Consider the following 6388-nt stretch of genomic DNA (forward strand, 5'->3'; position numbering starts at 1 on the left):
GGAGAAGGCGACGATCCTACGCCGGCATCTGATGGACAAGATTCCGGTGTCGGACCTCTGCGATGAGTACCGCATCCAGCCCACCCTGTTCTATCTCTGGCAACGGCAGGCGCTCGAGCACCTGAGCGCCGCGCTCCAGGACGGGCGCACGCGGCGGGGCGAGACGCAGACCGGGGCCGGGGAGCGCGCGCGGATCGCCGCGCTCGAAGCCAAGCTCGCCAAGAAGGACGCGGTCATCGCCGAGGTGTCCGAGGAGTATCTCGCGTTGAAAAAAAAGCTTGGGGGGAGCTGAGACAGCGATGGGTGCCACCCGATCTCCGCGATACGGTCGTCGACTTCGCGCGCCAGTTCAGCACCCGGACCGAGTGTGCAAGTACACCTAACGCCGTGGCGAGATGACTCTTCCCGACGCCCGGCGGCCCCAGGAAGAGCACGTTCGTCTTCTCGCGAATATAGCTGCAGGTGGCGAGCGTCTCGATCTGGCGCCGATCGACGCGGGGCTGAAAGCTCCAGTCGAAGTCCTCGAGGGTTTTCCCCGTGGGCAGCCCGGAGAGCTTGAGCATCGTCGTCACCCGCCGCTCGTCCTTGCGCTCGAGCTCGCCCGTGAGCACGAGCTCGAGGAAGCTCACGGGGGAGAGTTGCTCGCGCGTGCACTGCTCGACCAGGTCCGGGAGGCAGCTCGCCGGATAGTCGAGGCCTAACGTGGCAAGTTTCGTGGCGACCGGATCGAGCGTCACCACCGGCGCTTTCTTCGGGAGGGGGCTCATCGGCAGGCCTCCTCGACCACGGTGACATACGCGTCGAGCGGTCGACTGACGGTGGCGGGCGTCGGCAGGCCAGGCCATGTGCCTAACTACAGGCGCGCGCGTCGACCGAGCGGCGTGGGCGCCCGGACCGTCGGCGTGGACGTCCCCTCGTAGTGCGCCGGCGTGAGGAGCAGCCGCGTCGCGGTGTGCCGCGGATGGCGCGCGAGCTCGTGGCCCTCGGCGAGGATCACGACGTGCGCCGCCGTCCCGCGCACTTCGACCGTACGCCCGACCGCGGTGAAGGGGACCGAGTAGCGCCGCCCTTCAAACGACACCAAGCACTCGCGTGACACGCGTCGCGCGACCACGCAGTCAAACGGCTCGTGCATCGCCGGCACTGGTTGCAAGACGCGCTGCTCCGCGGCCAAGGCTTCCGCGATCGTCGCGCCGGTCGCCGGACAGCGGCGCCGCGCATGCAGCTCCGCTGCGCGCACATCGAGCGCCGTTTGTAAGGCGGCGAGCGACGGCCACTCCGCGAGAAACAGATCCGCAAACGCGCCGCGATCGGTGCGCACTGTGCGCTCCACTTTGCCTTTGTCCGAGCCGGTGCGCGCGCGACACGGATCGACGGTGAAGCCACACTGCGTGGCAAATGTCGCAAACGCTGGGTTGAGCACGGCGGTTGCTCCGGCCCCACGCGCCACGCCCGTCTTGAGATTATCGATCCGCACCCAGAGCGGCATCCCGCCGTAGCGCGCGAAGAGTGCCAAGTGCCCCGCCTGCCACGCGAGCTGTGTTTGCGTTAGGCTCACCCACACAAACGTCGCGCGACAGTGCGACAGGATCCCGATGAGCCCGTGCAGCATGCACTCGACGCCAGCAATCCGGCCGACGACATCAAACCAATCGTGCTGCGCCTGCACGCCCGGCGGCGTCTCGATCCGGCGCACCGCTTGGATCGGCGTACGGAAGCGCCGCTTGAGGTACCGTTGGACCGCTTGGTAACTTCCCGCAAAGCCGTGCTCGCGGACCAGCGCGGCGTAGAGCTGCTGCGCCGTACACTGCCCAGTCCCCTCCCGTACGACGCGCGCATCCGCGAAGCGCGTGAGCACGGCATCCACCCGCGCCTCCGGAGGCGTGGCCGGCATGACACTGTGTGCGAGGCGCATGCGAAGCATCGCATTCGATCGGCTTCCCGACTAGCGGCTGTGTTAGACTTCAGGCGAATGACGAAAGATCTTGGCTTGCGTCCGACCGGCACGGCCTCATTCGCGTTAGACAGGTACAAGCAACTTTCATCCCATGCCGAACCGCCGCTCGTTTTCGACTTGTCCTACAGCGCTTCCAGCGGAGCTCGAAGCGCATCTGGTCGCCTTCGCCGAGGGGTGGGCGCGTCATGGCCTGCGGCCGCAACCTTCGTCGGTCACGCGGGCGGCGTGGGATGATCTCGTTACCGATTGGGCTGGCACTGAAGATCTTCCGCTCTTCGTCCGCAAGCCTTCTGACAATCGAGGGTCGATCGTCCTCCATCGGTTCGGACGGGAAATCGTCCCAGTTGATAATAGTCCGGCGCAATGGGCGTATGCCCTTGCGTGCGGCGAATCGACCCTGTCACTATCCGAAGTGAGGCGCCTCCTCGCCGTCGACCAAATTCCTGTTGCGATGATGCTCAAGAAGGCCGAGAGGGTTGTCGCAAAGTATCGGTGCGCTCTTGGAAAAAGTGGAACTGCGACCGCGGGTTGGAAACTTGGTCATCTCCACCCCGTTGGACTTGGAACGGGCGAACTCGCTCAATTTCCGATCGACACGCTGAAGGAACACTTTCGGGCGTTGATGTCGCCGTCGAACATGTTTCTGATGCCGTCGCAATGGGCCGGAGTCGCTGAGATTCCCGAAGTCATCGACGCAATTCGTCGAGTTCTACAAGTGGCGCTATAGCTTGCGCCGCAACTGACAACCGATCTTCGGAGTTGCGCGGTCTCCGCACCGCTCTTATTCGGCTCGGCGACATTTACTCGGATAGTTCTCGCTGAGCATGCCCGGTGCTGACAAGAGGGTCTAACAGCGGTCCTGGCGTGTGCCCAGCACCGTTCGAATACTGTCCAGCGCACGGCTCGAGCGCAGCTGGCGGTCGTGTGGCCAACGATTGCTGCCGTTAGACGTCGGCGCAATTCCAGTCAACAGTTCCGCAATACCTTCGAGAAGATCGGCAACCCAAAGCACCGGCTCCGCAACCGAGTCGTCGATTGCCTCGCGCCAGCCGTGCTGCGAAAGGAGCGCCAAGGCTGCGTCCGCCAGTCGCACGCGAACGCGACGAGTCTCACTTGCGATTTCGAGCCAGGAGACCGGTTGCGCGCCTCGGTCGGGAAGCGTCCAGGCCAGGGTGTCTTCGCTCAGGCGCTCCGGTTGGCCTAACCATCGTACGGAACGGTCGGGGTCGCGAATGCCGATGGTGAGGTCCGCCGATCCGGCGGCGATCTCGACCCACTGTTCCTCGGCACGTGGTTCAAGCCCAACGAGCAAGCGGCAAGAGAAGCCAAGGTTGCGGCACAGCGTCGTCGCCAGGCCGAATGCGACAACGTCATGGCCGCAGCGAGCGACAAGGATTTCGAGTTCATTCAGTGGCATTGCCATTACTCACACGTCAACGGGTCATCGAATGAGCGCCGAACTGGTTCGCCGGCCAACGCAATGGGAATCAAGCCCGTGCCACTTCTATCCATGGGTTGGCCCTGCTTATGAGGCTGGAGCCATCGATGGACTGCGGGCACTCGTGCTCGGGGAATCCCACTATGCGTATGCCGGCCTTACGGAAGCAAATGAGCGAACGCTCACGTGTCGCGTAATCGAAGAGGAACTCGAGGGAATCCGCAAGCACAGGTTCATTTCGGCAGTGACAACGGTACTCTTTGGGCACGCCGCAGTTCGCGATCGAAAGCAGTTTCGCCAAGGCTGGAATCAACTCGCGTACTACAATTTTGTGCAAGAGCTTGCAGGCAGTGGGTCCAACCACCGGCGCCCATCGGAGGATGCATGGGACCGGTCGATAGCACCGTTTCGTTGGCTGCTCTCGCAATTGCAACCGGATATCGTTCTTGCGTGTGGCCGCACGTTGTACGAGCGACTGAAGCTGGTGGATGGCCTAACTTCCGAGCCGCTCTACGGCGACGATGCAAAGCGATCTCGTAGCCGACTCTTGGATGTGGCCAACGGGCATCCGGCCGTACTCGGCATGATCTACCATCCGGCGTCACGCCACTTCACGGCGAGCGAGTGGAAAGCGTTCGTCCAGATATATCTGGATCGTGCGCGATCTGTGCGTGCACGGTACGAACCAGCCTGAGTACGAGCGCGCTGGAAAGCGCCCTGCTCACTCCTAAACGGGCGCCGTGTGTTGTCTTGCAAGAATGGATAAGCAGAGAAGTCCGGGCCGCGCAGCTGGCGCACCAAAATCTACACCGATTTGCGAGGCGGCTAACGATGCGCTACTCTCACCCAGTCCGCGCTAATCGACGGATGGACCAATCCTTTGTTCATGACAGCCGCGTTGGTCGTAACGCAAGCCACCGCGACGACGACCACTGCGACGACAGCGTAGGCGCTCTTCATGCTTTCCTCGGGCGTTAGGACGTTCGGGATCGCTGCTCATCGTTAGACAGACGATCAGGCGGCCGGCAGGTTGCGCGCGCGTGGGGGCGGGCCAGGGTCAATTCGCAGGCTAACGCCGTGACTGCGGTGCCTAAGCGTGTTAGGACGCTACCGTCGCGCTCGAGCGCGTTCGAGTGCCACGGTCAAGGGTATGCGTATCGCCGCGATGAGCTCATCGAGCCCTGGCCCATGCAGGCGGTTCTTGCCCAGGAAGGCTTGCCATCTTGCCCGATGCGTCGCTTCGTTGGCGAAGTTATCGCTTAGGCCGACGGGCGTCCGGATCGGCACTGCGCTTCGGCGGCGCGCAAACGTTGCCGCGATGGCCCGCGACAACACGCTTTCGTTCAGGCGCCCTTCGCGGACTAACGCGTATACGTCGAAGTAATCCTTGATGCGGCTATTCCGTGCGCCGAGCAGCACGATGGCGTGGAGCTTCTCCGCAACGACGGTCTCGCGGCGGTACGCCCGGAGACGCGGACGCGGCAGGTCGAGGAGGCTCGGATAGTCCAGCCATTGTGGCGCTGGCGTAACCGCGTCGCCAATGCCGATGTCGACCTGAATTTTCAGACGAGCCGCGCCCAGTGTCGCTTCGAGCGTCACGCGCCGGCCACCGTAGGCATCCTCCTCTCGAATCGCTTCGATGCGGACGGAGCCCGGATTGAGCGTCACCGCATCCGGTGTGACGTCGACGGCGCACACGTCACGGAAGATCCGCATGAGCTCATCATCCGGGATCTCGCCCAGGCCTAACAGGTCGGCGTCGCGCGTTGGGCGGAGCGTTTCGCCGAACCACGCCAGCAGCAGGAGCGCGCTTTTGAGAATGAATTTGTCCGCATGAGGGGAAATCGAGAGGCGATACAGAAATCGCTCCACGCCGTACCGGGTGAGCAGCACGTTTGGATCGACCCCGATGTCCTTTGCCTGCCGAGCGAGGCGCACCTGCACCGAGCGCGCGAGACCGTCGCGCTTACCGGTCATGCCGTGAGCGATTCGAGGTACGGGCGCATCACGCGCTCCACTCGGCAGATCTTTGCATAGCGATCCAACTCGTCCATAGTGATTCGTCGCGCGCCCCAGGCCTCGCGCAACGCTTCCAGCGCGACGTCCAGGCCGATCTTATTTCGATACTTGAAGCAATCGGCGAGCGTTTTCGCCACGTTGTAGACTTTCACTGCCCGACCTTCGATCGTGTGACGTTCTACTCCTGCCGTGAGGGCTCGACCGCTGTAGCGCACGACGTGCAGCGGCGGGTAGCGCAGCGCCGGGCGCCGGGCGCGGCGGTCGATCGCGATCCAGATCTCGGACGGTAGCTGGGTCCCAATGTCGTGATACTGGAGCGCCGAGAGCAGGCAGACCACTCCGTTAGGAGCCGCTGCGGCAGCGATCGCAAGGCCGTGATGTTCGGTGACCGATTGTTGCGGCAACTGGTACAGACCCCGGGCGATGCGCTCGAGGTCGCCGCTCGCGACGAGCCGGCTCAGGATCTGGCGGTGAATGCCGGCCTTCGAGAGCTCGTGGGCGGTGACGCCGCTGCTGCGGCGGGCGAGAGTGAGGGTTCGAGTGCGATCGGTTCTCGGGGGCATGTGGCGAAATGTAGACATTTCTGTACCTCTGTCAACAGTTAGCCACACCACTATTCCAGGCTGGCAGACTCCCGAGAGCACGGTAGGTTCCGAAGGAGAGGAGCCAGTCGATACCGAGGAAATACCGAACTACTATAGTATAGCAGAGCTCGCCTATCCGCGCTTGAAGAGCCGTGAACGAGATACGTCCCGAAAGTCCCGCCACCCAAGCCGCACGTATTCGCGGACGCATAGCCGAACTCGACGCCGAGCGAACTGCGCTCAGGCGCCAGCTCGTGCAACTCACGAGGCGCCAAACCGAGCTGTTGCCTAACGGCGATACGAGGGGGCTTACGAGCGCCTCGCCGGCTTCGGATAAGATCGCGCTTTTCCGGAGTCTGTTCGCGGGTCGCGTGGATGTCTTTCCACGAC

General features: G+C 63.4%; 8 protein-coding genes. 3 read left to right on the forward strand and 5 right to left on the reverse strand.

All coding sequences use genetic code 11. The annotated features are described in order from the left end of the window. Window positions 1-292 (forward strand): hypothetical protein (locus VFW04_10140; GenBank protein HEX5179681.1); only part of this gene is annotated, 292 nt, incomplete at its 5' end. Here the strand turns inward: VFW04_10140 and VFW04_10145 are convergent. Both VFW04_10145 and istA read right to left on the reverse strand, forming a co-directional pair. After that, window positions 234-767 carry an ATP-binding protein gene (locus VFW04_10145; GenBank protein ID HEX5179682.1) on the reverse strand — a complete coding sequence of 178 codons (534 nt, stop codon included), beginning with the start codon at window positions 765-767 and terminating at the stop codon, window positions 234-236. The genes VFW04_10140 and VFW04_10145 overlap by 59 nt on opposite strands. 86 nt (window positions 768-853) lie before the next feature. Further along, the gene (gene istA, locus VFW04_10150; protein ID HEX5179683.1) at window positions 854-1915 is read right to left on the reverse strand and encodes an IS21 family transposase; all 1062 of its coding nucleotides are present in this window, start codon (window positions 1913-1915) and stop codon (window positions 854-856) included. Between the two features lie 133 nt (window positions 1916-2048). Here istA and VFW04_10155 point away from each other — a divergent pair, with 133 nt between their 5' ends. After that, window positions 2049-2684, forward strand: a complete 636-nt coding sequence (locus VFW04_10155; GenBank protein ID HEX5179684.1) for a hypothetical protein — start codon at window positions 2049-2051, stop codon at window positions 2682-2684. Window positions 2685-2804: 120 nt separating this feature from the next. On the opposite strand, the gene VFW04_10160 is transcribed toward VFW04_10155, so the two are convergent. Next, window positions 2805-3380: a hypothetical protein gene (locus VFW04_10160; GenBank protein HEX5179685.1), complete on the reverse strand. Its 576-nt coding sequence runs from the start codon at window positions 3378-3380 to the stop codon at window positions 2805-2807. Window positions 3381-3405: 25 nt separating this feature from the next. On the opposite strand from VFW04_10160, the gene VFW04_10165 reads away from it, so the two are divergent. After that, entirely contained in the window at window positions 3406-4089 is a 684-nt protein-coding gene (locus tag VFW04_10165) for a hypothetical protein (protein HEX5179686.1), read from the forward strand. A 413-nt stretch (window positions 4090-4502) separates the two neighbouring features. Here the strand turns inward: VFW04_10165 and VFW04_10170 are convergent, their stop codons facing one another. Both VFW04_10170 and VFW04_10175 read right to left on the reverse strand, forming a co-directional pair. Next, entirely contained in the window at window positions 4503-5372 is an 870-nt protein-coding gene (locus VFW04_10170; GenBank protein ID HEX5179687.1) for a nucleotidyl transferase AbiEii/AbiGii toxin family protein, read from the reverse strand. Next, window positions 5369-5977: an AbiEi antitoxin N-terminal domain-containing protein gene (locus VFW04_10175; protein HEX5179688.1), complete on the reverse strand. Its 609-nt coding sequence runs from the start codon at window positions 5975-5977 to the stop codon at window positions 5369-5371. The genes VFW04_10170 and VFW04_10175 overlap by 4 nt, the downstream gene beginning before the upstream one ends. Window positions 5978-6388: the final 411 nt, after the last annotated feature.

It is taken from the genome of Gemmatimonadaceae bacterium, from assembly GCA_036273715.1.
In the GTDB taxonomy this organism is placed as follows: domain Bacteria; phylum Gemmatimonadota; class Gemmatimonadetes; order Gemmatimonadales; family Gemmatimonadaceae; genus JADGGM01.

Excerpts from the sequence above, each read along its gene's own strand:
- VFW04_10145 (HEX5179682.1), bottom strand. The coding sequence starts at position 767 with ATGAGCCCCCTCCCGAAGAAAGCGCCGGTGGTGACGCTCGATCCGGTC.
- VFW04_10165 (HEX5179686.1), top strand. The coding sequence starts at position 3,406 with ATGAGCGCCGAACTGGTTCGCCGGCCAACGCAATGGGAATCAAGCCCG.
- VFW04_10170 (HEX5179687.1), bottom strand. The coding sequence starts at position 5,372 with ATGACCGGTAAGCGCGACGGTCTCGCGCGCTCGGTGCAGGTGCGCCTC.
- istA (HEX5179683.1), bottom strand. The coding sequence starts at position 1,915 with ATGCGCCTCGCACACAGTGTCATGCCGGCCACGCCTCCGGAGGCGCGG.
- VFW04_10160 (HEX5179685.1), bottom strand. The coding sequence starts at position 3,380 with ATGGCAATGCCACTGAATGAACTCGAAATCCTTGTCGCTCGCTGCGGC.
- VFW04_10175 (HEX5179688.1), bottom strand. The coding sequence starts at position 5,977 with ATGCCCCCGAGAACCGATCGCACTCGAACCCTCACTCTCGCCCGCCGC.
- VFW04_10155 (HEX5179684.1), top strand. The coding sequence starts at position 2,049 with ATGCCGAACCGCCGCTCGTTTTCGACTTGTCCTACAGCGCTTCCAGCG.